We start from the raw sequence: 20,591 nt of genomic DNA on the forward strand, positions 1-20,591 counted from the left end.
GGGGAGGGAACAAACGACCAGGGCGCACGGTCAAGTTCTCAGTGTGCGCTGACCTCGGGTGGGTCTCCGGGGGCCTGGCAATCGAGCACCAGCGCATGAATCTCGTGATGCATCATCGAAGCCAGGGCATCATACACGAGGCGATGCCGCACGAGACGCGAGGCGCCAGCGAACTGCGCACTGACGATGCGCACGCGGAAATGGCTGCCCTTCGCATCGAATCCACCATGCCCGGCGTGGGCGGCGGAGTCGTCGGTCACCTGCAGGGTTTCGGGATTGAACGCCTGCTGCAACAGGTTTTCGATGTGATCGCGGCGGGAAATCGGCGCGGACATCAAGCGTTCTCATCCAGCTTCATATGCTTGGCCAGCAGCAGCGATTGTCCGAGCACGAACACCAGCGTCAGCGCAAGACTGCCGAACAGCTTGAAGTCCACCCAGAGGTTGGTGGAGAAGTTGTAGGCGATCACGATGTTGAGCACGCCCATCAGCACGAAAAAGACCACCCACGACCAGTTGACGCGGTTCCAGATCGGATCGGGGAGCTGCATCTGCTTGCCCATGAGGGCGCGCATCAGATTCTTGCCCTGAAACAGTTGCGCGCCGGCGAGGATGAGGGCGAACAGCCAGTACAGCACAGTGGGCTTCCACTTGATGAAGGTGTCGTTGTGGAACAGCAGCGTCGCGCCGCCGAAGACGACGACCACGGCCAGACTCATCCACAACATCGGCTCGACCTTGCGGTGCTTGAACCAGACCCAGCCGATTTGCGCAAAGGTCGCGGCGATGGTCACTGCCGTGGCGGCGTAAATGCCGGCCACTTTGAACACGATGAAAAACAGGATGATGGGGAAGAAATCGAACAGGATTTTCAAGGTGCGGGTCGGGTGGAAGTGGGTGAGTGCTGCGGGGGATTTTCGGCTTCAGAGGTGGGAGTGCGGGGTCACGCAAAAATTCCCGGCCGGAAATTGTCCCATGTTCAGCGGTCGGCGCTCAGCTTGCTGGATATTTCAGGGCGTTTTTGACGATTTTCTGTTCCACCGCCTGCTGCAGATCCACGCCGGTGCGATCGGCGATCTGCACGAGATAGATCAGTACGTCGGCGATTTCGTCGGCGATGTGCTGTTGCCTTTCAGGGTCTTGTCCCGCCTGTTGCGATTGCTCGGGCGTCATCCACTGGAAGATTTCCACCAGTTCACCCGCCTCGACGATCATCGCCATCGCCAGGTTTTTCGGCGTTTGGTAGGGTGCCCAGTTGCGGTCGGCAGAAAACTGTCGCAAGCGGGCTTGCAGGGCGGAAATGTCCAAGCGGTGCTCCTTTGCTCTCAAGCTCAGACGCTAATCCGTGATCGCCTGCAGTAGCTCGTTTTCGAGGGTGTTCTGAATCCGGGCGTCACCCAGACCGGGGCCGGAGACGAGAAACGTATCTTCTACCCGCTCGCCGAGGGTGGTGATCTTGGCCAGTTGCAGGTCGATGCGGTGTTTGGCCAGCACCTGCGCAATGCCGAACAGCAGACCGGCCCGGTCGTGCGCGGTCACGCTGAGAATCCAGCGCTGCCCGCGCTCGTCAGGGCGCAGACCGACGCGGGGGCTGACGGGAAAGTTGCGCACCCGCCGCGACAGTCGCCCGTGATGCGGGGGCGGCAGCGGCGCGGCGCTGCCCAGTTCGGCGAGCAGCGAGGTTTCGATCACGCCGGTCATCGCCCGGTCGTGTACTTTGGTGTGGGGTGACACCACGACGAAGCTGTCGAGCGCCCAGCCGTTGTTGGCGGTGTGGATCTTGGCATCGAGAATGTTGAAGTTCTGGTGATCGAAGTAGCCGCAGATGCGCGCGAACAGATCGGGCTGATCGGGCGCATAGACCAGCACTTCCAGCCCCTCGCCTTCGGGCGCCAGTCGCGCGCTGATCACGGGCGACTGACTGGCCACGCGGGCGTAGAGCTTGCGGGTGTGCCAGGCAATGTCTTGCGGATCGTTGCGCAGGAAATAGCCCATGTCCAGCGTGTCCCAGAGGGGCTTTTGTGCGCCCTGGGGCAGGGCGTAAAGATTGAGGATGCGCTGCGCCTCGCGCTGGCGCAGTTGCAGTTCGGCCTCGGGCTGCGGCGTCTGGCCGCCAAGTGCGCGCAGGGTGGCGCGGTAGAGGTTTTCGAGCAGCTTGCCTTTCCAGGCGTTCCAGACTCTGGGGCTGGTGCCGCGAATGTCGGCCACGGTCAGCAGGTACAGGGCGACGAGGTGACGCTCATCGCCCACGCGCCGGGCGAAGGCGGCGATGACTTCGGGGTCGCTCAGGTCTTCTTTCTGCGCCACGCGCGACATTTGTAGATGTTCGCGCACCAGAAACACGGCCAGCTCGGTGTGTTCGGCGCTGATGCCGTGCGCCTTGCAGAATTTGCGGGTTTCGACGGCGCCCAGCTCGGAGTGATCGCCGCCCCGGCCCTTGGCGATGTCGTGGAACAGTGCCGCGAGGATGAGCACCCACGGCGGATCGAAGTTCGCCGCCAGCTCCGAGCACAGCGGGTATTCGTGGGCATGTTCAGGCATGAAAAAACGCCGCATATTGCGCACGACCATCAGAATGTGCTGATCGACGGTATAGACGTGAAACAGGTCGTGCTGCATCTGCCCGACGATGCGGCGGAACGCCCACAGGTAGCGCCCAAGTACGCTGCTGCGATTCATCAGCCGCAGTGCGTGAACGATGCCTTGCGGCGCCTGCAGAATGCGCACGAACTGCTCGCGGCTGCGCGGATCGTGGCGGAAGGCGCTGTCCATCCGGTTGCGCGCCAGGTAGATGGCGCGCAGTGCGGCGGGCGATAGCCCCCGAGCGCCGGGCGCGCGCTGGAACACGGCGAAAATCTCCAGCAGCGTCCACGGTTCATGTTCGAAAAGCTGGGGATCGGCGGGCTCGATCATGCCGTCGCGCAGCACATAGCGCGCATCTTTCACGCCCTTGAGCCCGACGATGGGCTGCGCCACGGCCACCGACTGCGGCCAGAGCCGCCCCTCGATATCGAGCAGCACGATCTGGTTGATTTGCTCGACGGCTTTCGCCGCCCAGTAGTAGCGCTGCATCAATAGTTCGCCTGCCCGCTTGCTCGGCGTGGGCGCAAAGCCGAGCACCTTGGCAACGGCCGATTGCTGGTCGAACACCAGACGGTCTTCACGCCGTCCGGCCAGCACATGCAGGTGCGCGCGGATGCGTTTGATCACGGTCTCGTTGCGCTGAATCTGGCGGACGGTGTTCGCGTGGATGATTCCATGCGCCGCCAATTCCTTCCAGCTGCGCCCCAGACCGCTGGCCTGCGCCACCCAGAGCAAGACCTGGAGATCGCGCAGACCGCCGGGGCTTTCCTTGCAATTGGGTTCCAGCGCGTAGGGGGTGTCTTCGAATTTGAGATGGCGTTGCTGCTGCTCGCGCATCTTGGCCTGAAAAAAGGCGCGCGCATCGAGATGGGCAAAAAAGGCGCGGTTTAGCGCATCAGCCAAGGCCCGGTCGCCGCACAGAAAGCGCGATTCCAGCAGGGCCGTCTGTACGGTGATGTCTTTTGCAGCTTCGTCGATGCAGGCCTCGATGGTGCGCACGCTCGCACCGATTTCCAGGCCGATATCCCAGCAGGCGGTGATGAAGCCTGAGGCGGCCGCATCAATGGCGGCATCGCTGCCCTGGGTCTGCGGAAGCAGCAGAAGCAGATCAATGTCGGAGTGTGGAAATTGTTCGCCGCGCCCATAGCCGCCCACGGCGATCAGCGCCGCGTCGGACGGCATGCTGGTTGCCGTCCACAGCGTCTGCAGCGTCTGATCGACAAGGCGGGTGAGCCCGTGCAGCAGCGGCGTCACCTGCTGCGGGTGCTGCCCGAAGTGGTCGAGCAGCGCGGCACGCCCCTGTTTCCAGCTCAGGCGAATGTCGTTCAGCGCAAAGTCAGCCTGGCGGGCGACGGCAGATGCGATCATGGCCCTGACGTGCGCGAAGTCACGATGACGGCCTGCGAAGCGCCGCTCAAGCGGCGAGGGCAGGCTGGCGAACGAAGGCAGGCGCGGGCTGGCAACCTGCCGAGGTGGTCAGCACCTCGAAGCCTGTGGGCGTGACCAGCACCGTGTGCTCCCACTGCGCGGAGAGCGAACGGTCCTTGGTGACGATGGTCCAGCCGTCGGCCATTTCGCGGATGTCGCGCCGCCCCGCGTTGATCATGGGCTCGATGGTGAAGGTCATGCCTTCGCGCAGCACTTCTCCCGTGCCCGCCTTGCCGTAGTGCAGCACCTGCGGGTCTTCGTGGAATTTGCTTCCGATGCCGTGTCCACAGAACTCCCGCACGATGCTGTAGCCCGCGCTCTCGGCAAAGGTCTGGATGACGTGGCCGATGTCGCCCAGCCGCGCGCCGGGTTTCACCAGCGCGATGCCATGCCACATGGCCTCGAAGGTAATGTCCACCAGCCGCTGCACATGCCTGGGCACGGTGCCGATGCTGAACATTCGGCTGCAATCGCCGTGGAATCCGTCTTTGATGACGGTGACGTCGATATTGATCACATCGCCGCTTTTCAGCGGCTTGTCGTTCGGAATGCCGTGGCAGATGACGTTGTTGACCGAGGTGCAGATCGACGCGGGGTAGGGCGTGTAGCCCGGCGGCGCGTAATTCAGCGGTGCCGGAATGGCCTGCTGCACCTGGGTGATGTAGTCATACGCCAGCTTGTCGATGGCCTTGGTCGTCACACCGGGCTGAACGTGGGGCGTCAGGTAATCGAGCAGTTCGGAAGCCAGTCGCCCGGCAACGCGCATTTTCTCGATCTCTTCAGGGGTTTTGATGGTGATGCTCATGGCGCAATTATCACACTCCTGACATGTGTTCGTGAGCCGCCTGTGCACATCATGGCGATTTCTATAATCTTCCGCTGACTGCCATCTCCCACCCCGCCCAGCCCGTTCGGGCTTCCCGCATGCACATCCTTTTCTTTGAAGGCGCCAGCGCCTTGTCCGCTTTTCGTCAGGACGCATTGCAGGCACGCCTGCGCCAGACCGCGCCGGAAATCGCCGCTCGCGTGCGCCACATCCATGCCCGGTATGTGCATGCAGTGGCGCTCGACGCCGCTCCGACTCCCGCGCTTCAAGACAAACTCGAGGGCCTGCTGCGCTATGGCGACCCTTACGCCGGGCCCACGCAGGGCCAGAGCCTGTATGTCATGCCGCGCCTGGGCACCCTTTCGCCCTGGGCTTCCAAGGCCACCGACATCGCCCGCTTGTGCGGCGCAGAGGTGCACCGGGTGGAACGCACGGTGCAATACCGCCTTGAGGCGGAAAGCGGGCTGCTGAGAGCCGCCAAACCGCTGACCGAGGCCGAACTGCTTCAGCTCGCCGCCCTGCTGCACGACCGCATGACCGAAACCGTGGCGCTGCAGCGCAGCGATCTGGAGCGGCTTTTTTCCGAACTGCCGCCCCAGTCGCTGCAGCACGTGGACGTGCTCTCCGGCACGCTCGACGCTGGCCGCGCGGCGCTCGCCCGCGCCAATGTTGAGCAGGGTCTGGCGCTGTCTGAAGACGAAATCGACTATCTGCTGGAGGCCTACCGCAAACTGGGGCGCAACCCCACCGATGTCGAATTGATGATGTTCGCCCAGGCCAACAGCGAACATTGCCGCCACAAGATTTTCAATGCCCGCTTCACCATCGACGGCGTCGATCAGCCGCACACCCTGTTCCAGATGATCCGCAACACCCACGCCGTATCGCCGCAGGGCACGGTGGTGGCCTATGCCGACAATGCCTCGGTGATGGAAGGCAGTACCGTGCAGGCCTGGCAGCCCGATCCGGGTACACACCGCTACGGCGCACAAGAAGCACTGAAACATGTGCTGATGAAGGTGGAAACGCACAATCATCCCACGGCCATTTCGCCGTTTCCCGGCGCCGCAACCGGGGCCGGCGGGGAAATCCGCGACGAGGGTGCAACTGGCCGTGGCTCGCGTCCCAAGGCGGGGTTGACCGGGTTTTCAGTCTCCAATCTTCGGCTGCCGGGGGCTGGCGAACCGTGGGAGGCGGCCACAGAAGCATTCGGCAAGCCCGGCCACACCGCCAGCCCGCTGCAGATCATGCTTGACGGGCCGCTGGGCGGCGCGGCGTTCAACAACGAGTTCGGCCGTCCCAATCTGGCCGGGTACTTTCGCGTGTTCGAGCAGCCGGTGGATGGCCGGGTCTGGGGTTATCACAAACCCATCATGCTCGCCGGTGGGTTGGGCTCCATCGATGCCCGCCTGACGCACAAAAAGGCTTTTCCCGCAGGCACGCTGCTGGTGCAGCTTGGCGGCCCGGGCATGCGCATCGGCTTGGGCGGCGGCGCGGCGTCGAGTCTGGCGACCGGCAGCAATGCCACCCATCTCGATTTCGATTCAGTCCAGCGCGGCAACCCGGAAATTCAGCGCCGGGCGCAAGAAGTCGTCAACGCCTGCTGCGCGCTGGGCGAGGGCAACCCCATCCTGTCGATTCATGATGTGGGTGCCGGAGGACTGTCCAACGCCTTTCCTGAACTGGTGGAGGGCGCAGGCCGCGGCGCAGTCTTCCAGTTGCGTGATGTTCCACTTGAAGAGTCTGGCCTAAGCCCAAAAGAAATATGGAGTAACGAAAGTCAGGAGCGCTATGTTCTGGCGATTGCGCCGGAACAGCGCGAGGCCTTCGCCGCACTGTGTGCCCGCGAGCGCTGCCCCTTTGCCGTGGTGGGCGTCGCCACGCAAGAGCAAACGCTGATCGTGGACGACAGCCTGCACGCCGACCAGCCCGATCAGGCCCGTCCGGTCGACCTGCCGCTGGACGTGCTGCTCGGCAAGCCGCCGCGAGTGCATCGTCAGGCGCAGCGGCAGTTGCCGCAAGGCGAGGCGCTCGATCTGGCTGAGGTCGATCTGGCGCAGGCCTGCGAAGCCGTGTTGCGCCACGCCACGGTGGCGAGCAAGCGCTTTCTCATCACCATTGGCGACCGCACGGTGGGCGGCATGAGCCATCGTGATCCCATGGTCGGCCCCTGGCAGGTGCCGGTGGCCGACTGCGCCGTCACCCTGGCCGACTACGCTGGTTTTCGGGGCGAGGCGATGAGCGTGGCCGAGCGCGCGCCCGTGGCGGTGCTCAACCCTGCCGCGTCGGGTCGGCTGGCGGTGAGCGAGGCGGTGCTCAACCTGCTGGCCGCGCCGGTGCAAGGCCTGAGCGACTTCAAGCTGTCGTGCAACTGGATGGCCGCCTGCGGCCAGCCGGGGCAGGACGCCGCGCTGTACGACACCGTGCATGCCATCGGCATGGAGCTCTGTCCCGCCTTGGGCATTTCGGTGCCGGTGGGCAAGGATTCGCTGTCGATGCATACCCGCTGGGAAGACGCGGGCCAGGCCAAGAGCGTGACTTCGCCGGTTTCGCTGGTGGTGTCTGCCTTTGCCACCTTGCCCGATGTGCGCGGCACGCTCACGCCGCAGTTGCGCACCGACGCGCCGAGCAGCCTGATTCTGGTCGATCTGGGCCAGGGCAAAAAGCGCATGGGCGCGAGCATCCTGGCGCAGACGCTCGGGCAGATTGGCGACATCACGCCCGATCTCGACAGCCCGGACTTGCTGAAATCGTTTGCCGCGGCGCTGACTGAATTGCGCACCGCCGGCCAGGTCTGGGCCTATCACGACCGCTCCGACGGCGGCCTGTGGGCGGCAGCCTGCGAAATGGCCTTCGCCGGGCATTGCGGCCTCAGCCTGAATGTGGACGTGCTCGCGCTCGAAGGCAGCGAAGCCGACGACTGGGGCGACGCCAAAGACTGGGCCAAGCAGGTTGGCCCGCGCCGCCACATCCAGACCTTGCTCGCGCTGTTCAACGAAGAGCCGGGCGTGCTGCTGCAAGTGCCCGCAACGCAGCGCGACGCTGTGTTGCAGACCCTGCGGCAGCATGGCCTGTCGGCGCACAGCCACGCCATCGGCACGGTGAACGACGGCGACGTCATCGAAATCTGGCGCGACACGCAGCGCATCTACACCGCACCGCGCACCCAACTGAACCAGGTGTGGGACAGCGTGTCGTGGCGCGTGGCGATGTTGCGCGACAACCCCGAGTGCGCCCAGGCCGAGCACGACGCGCTGGCCGATGCCGCCGATCCCGGCCTGCACCTGCACCTGACTTTCGATCCGCAGCACGACATCGCCGCGCCCTTCATCGCCCGCGGCGTGCGTCCGCAGGTCGCCATCCTGCGCGAACAGGGCGTCAACTCGCAAGTGGAAATGGCCTACGCCATGCACCGCGCCGGGTTCGATGCGGTGGATGTGCACATGAGCGACCTGATGGCAGGCCGCGCCCGGTTGGGCGATTTCCGCGGCTTCGTGGCCTGCGGCGGGTTCAGCTACGGCGACGTGCTCGGCGCGGGCGAGGGCTGGGCGCGCTCCATTCTGTTCAATCCAGAGCTGGCCGATCAGTTCGCCCGCTTCTTCGGCCGTACCGACACTTTCGCGCTCGGCGTGTGCAACGGCTGCCAGATGCTGGCCGCGCTCGCCCCCATGATTCCCGGCGCCCGCGCCTGGCCGCGCTTCACCCGCAATCGCTCCGAGCAGTTCGAGGCGCGGCTGTCGCTGGTCGAGGTGGCCGAGTCGCCGTCGCTCTTTTTCCAGGGCATGACCGGCAGCCGCGCGCCCATTGCCGTGGCGCATGGCGAGGGCCGGGCCGATTTCTCGCAGCAGGGCGACGCCAAGCTGCTGCAGGTGGCGATGCGCTTTGTCGATCATCAGGGCCAGACCACGGAGCGCTATCCCTACAACCCCAACGGCAGCCCCGAGGGCATCACCGCCGTGACCACGCCGGATGGCCGCTTTACCGCCTTGATGCCGCACCCCGAGCGAGTGTTCCGCAGCGTGCAGATGAGCTGGACCGCCGAAGGCCAAGGCGAAGACAGCCCGTGGATGCGCATGTTCCGCAATGCGCGGGTGTGGTGTGGTTGAGATAAATGCCACGCCTTTGCGTCGTCTTCGCTGCTGCCGCTGGCGCGGCGTACATGGCTGAGCAGCGCTCCCGGAAAGCCTTCCCTTGAGTCACAAAACCGAACATTCCAAGCGTTACGGCGGCGTCGATACCCTGCGCGGCCTGGCCGTGTTGTGGATGATGTCGTTCCATTTCAGTTTCGACCTGAACTGGTTCGGCTTCATCCACACCAACTTCTACACCAGCCCCTGGTGGCTCGATCAGCGTATTGCCATCGTCAGCCTGTTCGTGTTTACCGTAGGGCTGACGCAGACCTTCACCGACGCGAGCGGCCGCCCGGCGCGGCATTTCTGGAAACGCTGGGCGCAAATCGTGGGCGCTTCGCTACTGGTCACGGCAGGCAGCTACGCTGCGTTTCCGCACAGCTTCATCTACTTCGGCATTCTGCAGGGCATCGCGGCCATGTTGCTATTGCACCGGCTGGTGTTCCGCCACTTCGGCGCCTGGGTGCTGCTGCTCGCCCCCATCGCCATTGCCGCGCCTCAGCTTTGGGGGCACGCCTTTTTCAATCCGCCATGGTGGAACTGGACCGGGCTGATCACGCAAAAACCCATCACCGAAGACTACGCGCCACTGCTGCCGTGGATCGGCGTGCTGTGGATCGGCGCCGGCGCGGGCTGGCTGCTGTCGCGGGTGCAATTCCGGCCCTTGCGCCATCTGCCAGAAGTTCGCCCGCTGTCTTTCCTCGGACGCTGGCCCTTGACTATTTATCTGCTGCATCAACCCATTTTCGTCGGCCTGGTCTGGCTGGCCGCGCACCTGCGGGGGTGATTCGTGGAAGAGCTTGTCGACGCATCCATCGACTATCTGCTGCATTACGGCGACAGCGATCACTGGTTCTTCATTCCGCAAGCGAAGGATGAAGAAGACGCGCTGCGCTATTTTTTCTGCATTGAAGGCTACGGCCAGAGCCGCCAGTTCGGCACCCTGCAGCGCGAGCTTTGCCTGCTCGTTCCGCTGCAGCAATATCTGCAGGATCGCGACGCCATCGAGCGCCGCGTCGAGCGCCTGCGACGCGACATTCGTGCACGCCGCGAAGCAGAAGAGGAGCTTTGAGGAGTCCGCGCAGCGACTCAGCCGAAACCGTGGCTCATCAGCGTCGCCAGCAAGGGGATGATGACCATCACATGCGATTGCGCCATCAGCCAGCGGCGCTCTTTTTTCACTTCCTCTGTGGCGGGCTGCCACGCGGCCATTGCCCGCGCCTGAAGGCCCCAGCGTCCCAGTCGCTGCGTCGACGGCCACGACATCACCGCCATCAGCGCCAGCAAAACCACCTTGGCCCACAACAAGGGGTTGTGCAGCAGCCACTGCGGGCCTTTGATGCCCCAGAACACCAGCGCCAGCCCGCTGGCCAGCACCGCGGCAAAACTACCCCAGACCCACACATCCAGCCTGCGCAGGCGAGCCAGCACCTGGGCATCGACGGCGTCCACCCGTGTCAGGCTGGTTTTGGCGGTGAGAAAAACCGCCAGCCCCAGCATGGCCGAGAGATGTAGGTAAAGCAGCAGGGCATCAGTCAGCATGAGGGGTTGACTCCGGTTTGCCCTGGATCAATAGCGCGACGGCATGCGAGCGCGTCTCGACGAAATGCTGCAAGGGCGGGTGCAGGCAGTCGGCCAGCGTGGCGGTATTGAGCCGGGCGTAAAACGCTTCAGCCGCATCGTTCAACAGCGGTCGCAGCAGGCAAAGCGGGGTGAGATTGCAATGCCCGCCATCGGGCCGCAGGCATTCCACCAGGCCTTGACCCTCCTCCATCCAGCGCACCAGATTTCCAAGACGTATTTCATTTGCCTGTTTTTGCAGGCGAACGCCGCCTCCGGCACCGCGCTGATTCTGCACATATCCGCCCAAGGCCAAGCGCTGGAGCACCTTGAGAAGATGCTCACGAGATACATCAAGTAAGGCCGCTATCTCACGGCTATTGATTGATGAATCAGGTTTTGAGGCGAGCACCATGAGGGCGCGCAGGCCATAGTCGGTGAATTGGGTGAGTTTCAATTTGTCACTTGCCTGCGTAATCAGTCAAACCTATAGTGGCATTTAATAGTCCACTTATATGGTGAAGATGATGCATCCTAACGGGAATCCAAACACGCCGCCAGAGGGCGAGCAAAGCCTGTTCCGGCAAATTCTGGACGAGACGCCCGATGCGGTCGATCCATCTGACCGCCGCGCCGTGCTGGCGCAGCAACTGCGCGCGCAGACCGGCCTCGATGACGCCGCGCTGGATCGACTGGTGCGGCGCTTTTACAGCCTCGCCCGCGTTGATCCCGATCTGGGGCCGATTTTCAACGCGCAAGTCGCCGACTGGGAAGCGCATTTCGCCCGCATGGTCGATTTCTGGGCGTCCGTCAGCCTGCTTGCGGGGCGCTATCACCGCAACGCGCTCGAGGCGCATCGCGCCTTGGATCTTCGGCCCGAGTATTTCGAGCGCTGGCTGGGCCTGTTCGATCAGGCTTTGCAGGAAGAAGTCTCGCCGCCAGCGCGCGAGCATCTGCTGACCATTGCGCGGCGTATTGCTGCCAATCTGAGCAGTCGCCTGTGTGCAAATGCGCCTTAGCGCCGGGTTTACCCGCGCAAGTTTTACATCCGATCACAAACGATACATGAGCTATCTGTAGCGCTTGATCCAACACAAGCTGGCGCATAAGTCGCCACTTATTCTGCCTGCTCTATATGCGACATCTTGTCGCACCACCCCTGAGGAGAAGAACCATGTCTGATGAAGTGCCTTATGTGCCTCTGCCGGTCACCGACGCTCGCGGCCGAACCTTGGCGCAGTCCGACCTGCCGATGCCCGACATGCACTACGCCCGACCGATGGGGGCGTGGGTGATTGTGGGTGCGTTGTTCGTCGTCGTCGTTGGCCTGTGGACGATGGTTGCGGTCTATTTTTCCATCCACGCCTGAGGCTCATCATGTCTAGTTCAAACGCTGACGCTTTCGAGGACCGATTCCACCATGTCGCCCTGCGGCATGAGCGCATCTGGATTTTCATCGCCTTGTCCCTGATCGCGGTGCTGTTCATCGTGGCGGTGTGGTTCGTGGTGCACGACTACGGCCTGGTGGCCAAGACCACGCAGTTCTACTCCAACCCCAACACCCCGGCCGAAATGGCCAATTTCCAGGGTTCCGGCGTGAAGCAAACCGGGCCGAACAGCTATGACGTGTATGAAATCGGTCGCGCCTGGAGTTGGACGCCGGGCACCGCCACCCCCATCACGCTTCCGGTTGGCGCGCACGTCACCTTCTATGTGACCAGCGGCGACGTGCTGCATGGCTTCGAGGTGCAGGGCACCAGCATCAACCTCACCGCCATTCCCGGCGTGGTGGGGCATGTCAGCTACACCTTCGACAAGCCCGGCACCTTCTACATCATCTGCAACGAGTATTGCGGCGCCGGCCATCAGGCCATGATCGGCAGGATCATCATCACCGGAGCAAAACAATCATGAGCGCAACCCTCAGCAACAACGCCCCGCGCATTCTGGCGGCGCCGACGGCCGGTGAGATTGCCGGTGAAAAAGCCATGCTTCTGGCCTTCTGGGTTACGGGCTTTGCGGCGCTGGCCGTGGGCATCGCGATTGGCGTGCTTCAGAGCACCAATTACGCCGGCATCAACCTTTATCCCTATCTGCAGCCTTTCCTCAAGTCGTATTACCAAGGGCTGACTCTGCACGGCGTACTCAACGCCTATGTGTTCACCTTCTTCACCATTTCCGGCTGGCTGATGTATCTGCCGGCGCGTGAACTCAAGCTCAAACCCCATATGGGTCTGGCCTGGTTCACCTACGCGCTGATGCTTGTCGGCACCTTGATGGCGGCTTATGCCATGTTCGACAACTCGTCGAGCGTGCTCTACACCATGTACGCGCCGCTGAAGGGCAGCGCCTGGTTCTATCTGGGCATCACCCTGGTCGTGGTGGCGAGCATTCTGCCGCTGTTCGTCGTGCTGGAGATGCGCGCCCGCTGGAAGCGTGCCAATCCCGGGCAGTTCACCCCGCTGGTGACCTATATGAGCGCGGCGACGCTGCTGATGTGGCTGCTCGCCGCGCTGGGCGCAGGCACCGAGGCGGTATTCCTGCTTGACCCCTGGTCGCTCGGACTGACGAACACCATCGATCCGCTGCTGGCACGCACCCTGTTCTGGTGGACCGGGCATCCCATTGTGTATTACTGGCTGATGCCGGGCTATGTGTCGATCTACGCGCTGCTGCCGCGCCAGGCTGGGGGCAAGCTGATTTCCGAGCCGCTGGCCCGCCTTGCCTTTTTGCTGCTGGTCGTGTTCTCACTGCCGGTGGGCACCCACCACCAGTACACCGACCCCGGCATCTCGCCAGTGCTCAAAGGCATCGTGACGGCGCTGACGCTGTCGGTCGCCGTTCCCAGCCTGATCACCGCCTTCACCATCGCGCTGAGCCTGGAATATGCCGGTCGTCGGCGCGGCGGCAAAGGGCTGATGGGCTGGTGGACCGCCTTGCCCTGGAAAGACGCCTCGGTGGCCGCGCAGGTGCTGGCACTGGTGAGCTTCATCTTCGGCGGAGCGGGGGGCATCGTCAATGCCAGCTGGCAGCTCGACAACGTGGTGCACAACACCCTGTGGATTCCGGCGCACTTTCACCTGACCGTGGGCACCATGACCACGCTGGTCTTCATGGGCGTGAGTTTCTGGCTGCTGCCGCACCTGACGGGCCGCAAACTGTATAGCTCGAAACTCGCTCTCTGGAGCGTGTGGCTGTGGTTCCTCGGCCTGATGACCTGGGGCTTCGCCGGGCACTGGGCCGGCATGGACGGCGTGCCGCGCCGCGCCTGGGTTTCGGCCTTGCCGCATGACCAGTACATGCAGCTCTACGGCGCAGTGCATCCGGCGCTGATCATCGTGGGCATTGGCGGCGCGATTGCGGCCCTCGGTGCGGTTCTGTACTACATCGTGTTCTTCGGCACGCTGTTTGGCCAAAAAGAGGCCAAGGCCATGGTCGAGATTCCCTTCACCGAGTACATCACAAGCAATGAGGGTTCGGTGCTGGCCCGTGTGACCGAGCCGCTGATTCTGTGGACCATCGTCACCCTGGTCATCACTCTCGCGGTTTACATCCCGGTGTTCTGGCCCATGCTCACCCATCCGATCCACGCGCCGGGCTTCGTGCTTTGGTGACCGGATGAAGCAGGCCGACCTCGCCGTTCCAGTCGCCCATTCGCCCCCGCGGCATGGCGGCTGGAGGGCTTCAGCGCGGCGGGCGGTGGTGGTTTCCATCGTGCTGCTGGCCGCGGTATGGGCCTGGGCGCATCTGCAATCTCAATCGGTGAATCTTCATGGCACTCCGCTCAAACCGATCTCCGCGCCGAGCTTGTCCGGCTTCACCGACACGCAGGGCCGCGCCTTCTCCTGGGCGCACGAAAGGGGCAGGGCCGTGCTGGTGTTTTTCGGCTACACGCACTGCCCCGATGTCTGCCCCCTCACCCTGGCTGCCCTCGCGCAAAGCCTCAAGCAACTCGGCCCCCTGCGTCAGCGGGTTCGCGTGGTGTTCGTCACCCTCGATCCCGCGCGTGATACAGCGCCCGTTCTGCGCGCCTACCTGGATTCATTCATGCCCGACGCCCTTGGCCTGCGCGCCGCATTGCCCGAAGTCACGGCCTCTGCCCGGCAATGGGACGTTACCTGGCGGCGCGTCAATACAGGCGGGGGCAAATACTGGATCGATCACACCGCCGCCGTCACTCTGGTCGGGCCGAACGGCCGCTGGCTCGCGCGCTATGGCTACGGCCAACTCACCAACCCCTCCTGGCTGGCAGACGATTTGCGCGCCGTTCTGGAGCATGAATGACCCGCAGCGCCTGGCCTCTGGCCGTTTGGGGCGGGTGGTTCGCCCTGGTCGGTGCGGCGCTGGCCGTCTATGGCCTGGCCGCGTGGCGCGGGCGCTGGCCGTGGTGGAGAGCCGTCATTTTTACGACGGGCTGCGCCCTCACGCTGCTGGCCGCCTGGGGGCTGCACAACCCGCTGGCTTCGATGACCGGCTACGCCATCGCCTTGATGAGCATGGGCCAGATCGTCTCGCCCCTGTTGTTGATCGGGTTTCCGCCACAAGTGCGCGCGCAATGGCACGCCCCAAAGCACGACTGGTGGAACCTCTGGGTGCTCGACGCCTGGGTGGCCGCAGCCGTCTTCGTCATCCTGACCCTGGGCGTGAATCTGCCCGGCGTGTTCAACAGCGCCTTGTCCAACGCGCTGTATTCCGGGCCGATCGGTCTGTTCCTGCTGATCTCCGGGCTGATGTTCTGGGCGCAATTGCTGCCGGGCTCCACCCGCATCGAAGCCCGCTGGGTGGCCGGCATCTACGGTTGGCTGGGCAGCCTGCCGATGATGATCATTGCCGCATTCTGGGTCTGGAGCGGCCAGGTGCTCTACACCCCTTATCTCAACGTGCTGTGTCTGTGGAACCTCAGCCCGCTGGACGATCAGCATTACGCCGGTCTGGTGATGTTCATTGCGGGACTGCCGCTGCAGCTGCGCGCCGCCTGGCTGCTCATCATGCCCGGCGCGGAGGAGCAGGGTTGAGGCCGCGCCTGTCCTCGGTCGCAAGGCTTCCCGCTGTCGCAAAGGCGCTTGAGCAGCGCGCACCCGTTTTCAACTTCTGATGCACAACTTAGGACCCATCATGAAACCTCTTTCGATCAGCGTGCTCTTGATGAGCTTTTTTCTCGCCGCCAGCGCGCAGGCACAGACCACGGCCGGCAACGCCGCCGCAGGCAAGTATGAGTCCTCCATGTGCGAGGGCTGCCATAACGCTCACGGCGGATTCAAGACCGATTTCCCCGAGGTGTACCGCGCGCCCAAGCTCAACGGGCAAAGCGCCGCCTACATCGCGCAGTGCCTGGAAGACTACCGCAGCGGCGCGCGCCGAAACCCGACGATGAAAGCCGTGGCCGACATCTTGACTCCGCAGCAGATCGCCAATCTGTCGGCGTATTACGCCGTTCCCAAAAATCAAAGCGTCAAGTGAGGAGCACACCCATGAAACGACTGACTGCATCGCTGGCTGCGGCAGCCACGGCCCTGGCGTTTATTGGCGCGGCCCATGCCGCCGACATCAAAAAGGGTGAAGAGCTGGTGAACAAGGGCGGCTGCATTGCCTGCCACGGCGCCGGTCTCGACAAGCCCATCGCCCCCAACTACCCCAAACTGGCCGGGCAGTACCAGAGCTATCTGTTCCACGCCCTGCAGCAATACCAGGCCAAGCACCAGACCCCGCTATATGGCCGCAATAACGCCATCATGAGCGGCATGGTGGCGCAGTACAACACGCAAGACCTGCAAGACATCGCGGCCTATATCGCCAGCCTGAAGGGCGATCTGTACATCCGCGACGAAATGCATTGAGCGTGCCCTCTCTGTTTTCGCCAGGAGGGCAGAAATCTCGAAGCACGGTTCGGCGCAGTATCGCCCCGCCCGCCCTGCGCTGAAGCCGGGCTGAAAGCCGCGTTTGTTTACATGGCAGGGGGCTATGCTTGTCGCACAACATGCGCGAGGAGAGCCCCATGACAGACGAACAGAACCCGTCGCCGCCCGGCGGCGGGAAAAACCGGCCCAAGATCAATCCCAAGACGCAGGTACATCTGGGCTATTGGCTGCTGGCCATTGCCTTGATGTTCATGGTGCAAAGTCTGTGGTCGTCTTACAGCAACGTGCAGACGGTGCCGTACAGCGAGTTCCAGACGTATCTCAAAGACGGCCGGATCAAGGACGTGGTGATCGGCGGCCAGACCATCACCGGCACGCTGAAATCGCCCGACGCCAATGGCAAGAGCCTGGTGGTCGCGGTGCGCGTGGAGCCGCAACTCGCCAGTGAGTTGCAGAAGTACGGGGTGACGTATTCGCAGCAATACACCGACACCTGGCTGTCCGACATTCTGTCGTGGGTGTTGCCCGCGCTGATCTTCGTCGGGCTATGGTTTTTTCTGGTGCGCAAGTTTGCCGACAAGGCCGGGGGCATGGGCATGGGGGGTTTCATGTCCATCGGCAAGAGCCGGGCGAAGGTTTATATGGAAAACCGCACCGGGGTGACTTTTGCCGACGTCGCCGGGGTGGACGAAGCCAAGGCCGAGCTGGAAGAAGTGGTCGATTTCCTCAAAAACCCCGGCGAGCACAGCCGTTTGGGCGCCCGTGCGCCCAAGGGCGTGCTGCTGGTGGGGCCGCCCGGTGTGGGCAAGACGCTGCTGGCGCGCGCCGTGGCCGGGGAGGCCGGTGTGCCGTTTTTCTCCATCAGCGGCTCGGAGTTTGTGGAGATGTTCGTCGGCGTGGGCGCGGCCCGGGTGCGCGATTTGTTCGAGCAGGCGCGGGAGAAATCGCCCGCCATCATTTTCATCGACGAACTTGACGCGCTGGGCCGCGCCCGCAGCGCCGCGCCGTTTGGCGGCGGACACGATGAAAAGGAGCAGACGCTCAACCAGTTGCTGGTCGAACTCGACGGCTTCGACTCCACTTCGTCCATCGTGATTCTCGCGGCCACCAACCGGCCGGAGATTCTCGATCCCGCGCTGCTGCGCGCCGGGCGGTTTGACCGGCAGGTGCTGGTGGAGCGGCCCGACAAGGTGGGACGGGTGCAGATTCTCAAGGTGCATGCGGTCAAGGTCCGGCTCGATCCGAGTGTGGATCTTGAGCAGGTGGCGGCACTCACGCCGGGGTTCTCCGGCGCCGATCTGGCCAATCTGGTGAACGAGGCGGCCTTGCTGGCCACGCGCGAAAACGCGCGCACCGTCACGCTGTCGCACTTCACCCGCGCGGTCGAGCGCATCGTCGCCGGGCTGGAAAAACGCAACCGTCTGCTCAACCCGAAAGAGCGCGACATCGTGGCGCATCACGAAATGGGGCACACCCTGGTCGCCATGAGTCTGCCGGGCAGCGATGCGGTGCACAAGGTGTCCATCATTCCGCGCGGCATCGGTTCGCTGGGCTACACCATTCAGCGTCCCACCGAAGACCGCTATCTGATGACCCGGGAAGAGCTGAAAAACAAGATGACCGTGCTCATGGGCGGGCGGGCCGCCGAGCATCTGGTGTATGGCCATTGGTCAACGGGCGCGGCGGACGATCTGGCGAAAGTCACCGACATCGCCCGCAGCATGGTGACGCGCTACGGCATGGCCGAAAAGCTCGGCGGCGTCAGCCTGGAAGAAACCCAGCAACCTGTGCCCGGCATGCCGGGCCTGCCGCCGCAGCACGAATACAGCGAACAGACCGCGCGGGAGATTGATTGCGCCGTGCGCGATCTGGTCAGCGATGCCTTCAACCGCGCGCAGGACATTCTGCAACGCGAACGCGCCGTGCTGGAGGAGGGCGCGCGGCAACTGCTGGCGAAGGAAACCCTGAGCGAAACCGATCTGAAGGCGCTGTTCGCACCGCTGGCCGCAGCGCAGACCCAGGCTTAGGGTCGGCTCAGGCGTGGCTGGAATGCAGCACTTTGGGCGGTACGGCCGGGCGGTCGTAGCGCTCGATACCCAGCCCGGCGATGCTGATCTCCGGCTTGCGGTTGAGCACCAGATCGCTCACCACCCGGCCTGAACCGCAGGCCATGGTCCACCCCAGGGTGCCGTGGCCGGTATTGAGGTAGAGGTTGGGATAGCGGGTGGCGCCGACGATGGGCGTGCTGTCGGGCGTCATCGGGCGCAGGCCGGTCCAGAAAGTGGCGGCAGAGAGGTCGCCGCCGGGGAACAGGTCGCGGGTGACCATTTCCAGCGTTTCGCGCCGACGCGGGTTGAGCCGCAGATCGAATCCGCCCAGCTCCGCCATGCCGCCCACGCGGATGCGTTGATCGAAGCGGGTAAGAGCGATTTTGTAGGTTTCGTCCAGCACGGTGGAACGCGGCGCGAGCGACTCGTCGGTCAGCGGCACGGTGAGCGAGTAGCCCTTGACCGGATAGACCGGCAGATCGAGGCCGAGCGGTGCCAGAAAGTCGCGGGTGTAACTGCCCAGCGCCAGCACATAGCGATCAGCGCTGAGGACGGCGTCTCCCACCCGCACGCCGGTGATCCGCTGGCCGTCGCTCGACAGCCCACGGAGGGTCTGGCCGAACTCGAATTTCACGCCCAGTTCGCGCGCCATCTCGCCCAGACGGGTGGTGAACATCTGACAATCGCCGGTTTCGTCGTGCGGCAGGCGCAGGCCGCCGACCAGCCGGTCGCGGGCGTGCGCCAGACCGGGCTCGACCTGGGCGAGCTGGTCGCGATCGAGCAGTTCGTAGGGCACGCCGCATTCTTCGAGCACGGTCACGTCGCGCTGCACCGCATCGAGCTGCGCCTGGCTGCGAAACACTTGCAGCGTGCCGCCGGTGCGTTGTTCGTAGGCGATGCCGGTTTCCGCGCGCAGCGCCTGCAGGCTGGCGCGGCTGTATTCGGCCAGACGCATCATGCGCTCTTTATTCACCGCATAGCGTCCGGCGCTGCAGTTGCGCAGCATCTGCGCCATCCAGCGCAATTGCCACAGCGTGCCGTCTGGACGAATCGCCAGCGGCGCGTGGCGCTGAAACATCCACTTCACCGCCTTGAGCGGAATGCCGGGCGCGGCCCAGGGCGTGGAGTATCCCGGTGACACCTGACCGGCATTGGCGAAGCTGGTTTCCATCGCGCAGGCGTTTTGGCGGTCGATCACCGTCACCTCTGCGCCGGCCTTGGCGAGGTAGTACGCCGTGGTGGTTCCGATCACGCCGGCGCCGAGAACAATGACTTTCATCGCAATTTTCCTGTGAACAGTTGATGGCTGAAATCTAGTCGGTCATATGCAAAAATTTTCCTTGTTTTATGGCGGTTTCACAGTGAAAATCTTTGCGCAAGAGCACGCCTTGATGGTTCCCGCGCAATATGTACGAACTCGATCGCATCGACCGCCGCATTCTTGATCTCCTGCAGCGCAACGGCCGCATCGCCATGACCGAGCTGGCCAGCGAAGTCGGGCTGTCGGCTTCGCCATGTACCGAGCGGGTCAAGCGCATGGAGCGTGCCGGGGTGATCACCGGCTACAACGCCCGCATCAACCCGGAGGCGCTGGGCAAGACCCTGCTGGTTTTTGTGGAAATCAAGCTGGCGTCGAAATCGGGCGATGTGTTCGAACGCGTGCGTCAGGAGTTGCTGCACATGCCCGATGTGCTGGAATGCCATTTGGTTTCGGGTAGCTTCGACTATCTGGTGAAGTTCCGCCTGCGGGGCATGAAGGAATACCGCCATCTGCTGGGCGACATTCTCAAACGGCTGCCGGTCTCGGCCGAATCGCACAGCTATGTGGTGATGGAAGAGATCAAGGAAAGCCTGTATCTGCCGACTGACCGATAGCGCGCCCGACAACCCTCTCCCCATTTTTCAGGACAACACATGATTGAACGTCTGCACGTCGGCCCGCGCCTGAGCGAGGCCGCCATCGCCGCCGGCACGGTGTATCTCGCCGGGCAGGTGCCCGAACTGCACCCCGAGGCCGATCTGGAAGACCAGACCCGCGAGGTGCTCGACCACATCGACCGCCTGCTGCGCGAATGCGGCAGCAGCAAGGCGCATCTGCTGAGCGTGCAGATTTTTCTGGCCGATATTGCCGACATCGCCCGCATGAACGCCGTGTGGGA

At 63.7% G+C, this 20,591-nt stretch carries 22 protein-coding genes; 14 read left to right on the plus strand and 8 right to left on the minus strand.

Annotated features, from left to right (window positions below):
• Nucleotides 1–38: 38 nt before the first annotated feature.
• The 5 genes from AC2VLV_RS11170 to map all read right to left on the minus strand — a co-directional run bounded on the left by AC2VLV_RS11170 (nt 39) and on the right by map (nt 4,992).
• On the minus strand, nt 39–335 hold the full coding sequence (locus tag AC2VLV_RS11170; protein WP_486990050.1) for a BolA family protein: 297 nt from the start codon (nt 333–335) through the stop codon (nt 39–41).
• Complete coding sequence (locus AC2VLV_RS11175; protein WP_486990051.1) at nt 335–874, minus strand: septation protein A; 540 nt, start codon at nt 872–874, stop codon at nt 335–337. The genes AC2VLV_RS11170 and AC2VLV_RS11175 overlap by 1 nt, the downstream gene beginning before the upstream one ends.
• Nucleotides 875–992: 118 nt before the next feature.
• A complete protein-coding gene (locus AC2VLV_RS11180) occupies nt 993–1,307 on the minus strand; it encodes a nucleotide pyrophosphohydrolase (protein ID WP_486990052.1) in 315 nt (104 codons plus the stop codon).
• Between the two features lie 30 nt (nt 1,308–1,337).
• Nucleotides 1,338–3,950 (minus strand): [protein-PII] uridylyltransferase, encoded by a 2,613-nt coding sequence (locus AC2VLV_RS11185; RefSeq protein ID WP_486990053.1) that lies wholly within the window; start codon nt 3,948–3,950, stop codon nt 1,338–1,340.
• Nucleotides 3,951–3,996: 46 nt separating this feature from the next.
• Nucleotides 3,997–4,992, minus strand: a complete 996-nt coding sequence (gene map, locus AC2VLV_RS11190; RefSeq protein WP_486990054.1) for a type I methionyl aminopeptidase — start codon at nt 4,990–4,992, stop codon at nt 3,997–3,999.
• Here map and purL point away from each other — a divergent pair.
• The 3 genes from purL (at nt 4,935) to AC2VLV_RS11205 (ending at nt 10,038) form a co-directional block, all read left to right on the plus strand.
• Nucleotides 4,935–8,942 carry a phosphoribosylformylglycinamidine synthase gene (gene purL / locus AC2VLV_RS11195; RefSeq protein WP_486990055.1) on the plus strand — a complete coding sequence of 1,336 codons (4,008 nt, stop codon included), beginning with the start codon at nt 4,935–4,937 and terminating at the stop codon, nt 8,940–8,942. The two genes, map and purL, sit on opposite strands and share 58 nt — an antisense overlap.
• An 85-nt stretch (nt 8,943–9,027) precedes the next feature.
• Complete coding sequence (locus AC2VLV_RS11200) at nt 9,028–9,753, plus strand: acetyltransferase domain-containing protein (protein WP_486990056.1); 726 nt, start codon at nt 9,028–9,030, stop codon at nt 9,751–9,753.
• Between the two features lie 3 nt (nt 9,754–9,756).
• Nucleotides 9,757–10,038 carry a hypothetical protein gene (locus AC2VLV_RS11205; RefSeq protein WP_486990057.1) on the plus strand — a complete coding sequence of 94 codons (282 nt, stop codon included), beginning with the start codon at nt 9,757–9,759 and terminating at the stop codon, nt 10,036–10,038.
• Between the two features lie 17 nt (nt 10,039–10,055).
• Here the strand turns inward: AC2VLV_RS11205 and AC2VLV_RS11210 are convergent, their stop codons facing one another.
• Both AC2VLV_RS11210 and AC2VLV_RS11215 read right to left on the minus strand, forming a co-directional pair.
• Nucleotides 10,056–10,508, minus strand: a complete 453-nt coding sequence (locus AC2VLV_RS11210) for a DUF2214 family protein (RefSeq protein WP_486990058.1) — start codon at nt 10,506–10,508, stop codon at nt 10,056–10,058.
• Nucleotides 10,498–10,983 (minus strand): RrF2 family transcriptional regulator, encoded by a 486-nt coding sequence (locus AC2VLV_RS11215; RefSeq protein ID WP_486990059.1) that lies wholly within the window; start codon nt 10,981–10,983, stop codon nt 10,498–10,500. The genes AC2VLV_RS11210 and AC2VLV_RS11215 overlap by 11 nt, the downstream gene beginning before the upstream one ends.
• 67 nt (nt 10,984–11,050) lie before the next feature.
• On the opposite strand from AC2VLV_RS11215, the gene AC2VLV_RS11220 reads away from it, so the two are divergent.
• The 9 genes from AC2VLV_RS11220 (at nt 11,051) to ftsH (ending at nt 18,411) form a co-directional block, all read left to right on the plus strand.
• Nucleotides 11,051–11,545: a group III truncated hemoglobin gene (locus AC2VLV_RS11220; protein ID WP_486990060.1), complete on the plus strand. Its 495-nt coding sequence runs from the start codon at nt 11,051–11,053 to the stop codon at nt 11,543–11,545.
• Between the two features lie 155 nt (nt 11,546–11,700).
• Entirely contained in the window at nt 11,701–11,895 is a 195-nt protein-coding gene (locus tag AC2VLV_RS11225; protein WP_486990061.1) for a hypothetical protein, read from the plus strand.
• A gap of 8 nt (nt 11,896–11,903) precedes the next feature.
• Complete coding sequence (locus tag AC2VLV_RS11230; RefSeq protein ID WP_486990062.1) at nt 11,904–12,440, plus strand: cytochrome c oxidase subunit II; 537 nt, start codon at nt 11,904–11,906, stop codon at nt 12,438–12,440.
• Nucleotides 12,437–14,140, plus strand: coding sequence for a cbb3-type cytochrome c oxidase subunit I (locus AC2VLV_RS11235; RefSeq protein WP_486990063.1), 1,704 nt, complete (start codon nt 12,437–12,439; stop codon nt 14,138–14,140). Before AC2VLV_RS11230 ends, AC2VLV_RS11235 begins: the two co-directional genes overlap by 4 nt.
• Nucleotides 14,141–14,144: 4 nt before the next feature.
• Complete coding sequence (locus tag AC2VLV_RS11240) at nt 14,145–14,810, plus strand: SCO family protein (protein WP_486990064.1); 666 nt, start codon at nt 14,145–14,147, stop codon at nt 14,808–14,810.
• Nucleotides 14,807–15,541 carry a cytochrome c oxidase assembly protein gene (locus AC2VLV_RS11245; RefSeq protein WP_486990065.1) on the plus strand — a complete coding sequence of 245 codons (735 nt, stop codon included), beginning with the start codon at nt 14,807–14,809 and terminating at the stop codon, nt 15,539–15,541. Before AC2VLV_RS11240 ends, AC2VLV_RS11245 begins: the two co-directional genes overlap by 4 nt.
• Nucleotides 15,542–15,641: 100 nt before the next feature.
• The gene (locus tag AC2VLV_RS11250; RefSeq protein ID WP_486990066.1) at nt 15,642–15,986 is read left to right on the plus strand and encodes a c-type cytochrome; all 345 of its coding nucleotides are present in this window, start codon (nt 15,642–15,644) and stop codon (nt 15,984–15,986) included.
• Between the two features lie 11 nt (nt 15,987–15,997).
• A complete protein-coding gene (locus tag AC2VLV_RS11255) occupies nt 15,998–16,363 on the plus strand; it encodes a c-type cytochrome (RefSeq protein ID WP_486990067.1) in 366 nt (121 codons plus the stop codon).
• A gap of 158 nt (nt 16,364–16,521) precedes the next feature.
• A complete protein-coding gene (gene ftsH / locus AC2VLV_RS11260; RefSeq protein WP_486990068.1) occupies nt 16,522–18,411 on the plus strand; it encodes an ATP-dependent zinc metalloprotease FtsH in 1,890 nt (629 codons plus the stop codon).
• Nucleotides 18,412–18,418: 7 nt separating this feature from the next.
• On the opposite strand, the gene AC2VLV_RS11265 is transcribed toward ftsH, so the two are convergent.
• Nucleotides 18,419–19,711 (minus strand): D-amino acid dehydrogenase, encoded by a 1,293-nt coding sequence (locus AC2VLV_RS11265; protein WP_486990069.1) that lies wholly within the window; start codon nt 19,709–19,711, stop codon nt 18,419–18,421.
• Nucleotides 19,712–19,839: 128 nt separating this feature from the next.
• On the opposite strand from AC2VLV_RS11265, the gene AC2VLV_RS11270 reads away from it, so the two are divergent.
• Together AC2VLV_RS11270 and AC2VLV_RS11275 are read left to right on the plus strand one after the other, a co-directional pair.
• Nucleotides 19,840–20,307: a winged helix-turn-helix transcriptional regulator gene (locus AC2VLV_RS11270; RefSeq protein WP_486990070.1), complete on the plus strand. Its 468-nt coding sequence runs from the start codon at nt 19,840–19,842 to the stop codon at nt 20,305–20,307.
• A gap of 39 nt (nt 20,308–20,346) precedes the next feature.
• A partial coding sequence (locus AC2VLV_RS11275) for a RidA family protein (protein ID WP_486990071.1) occupies nt 20,347–20,591 on the plus strand: 245 nt, incomplete at its 3' end.

This window comes from Thiomonas sp. TH-17 (assembly GCF_057473305.1).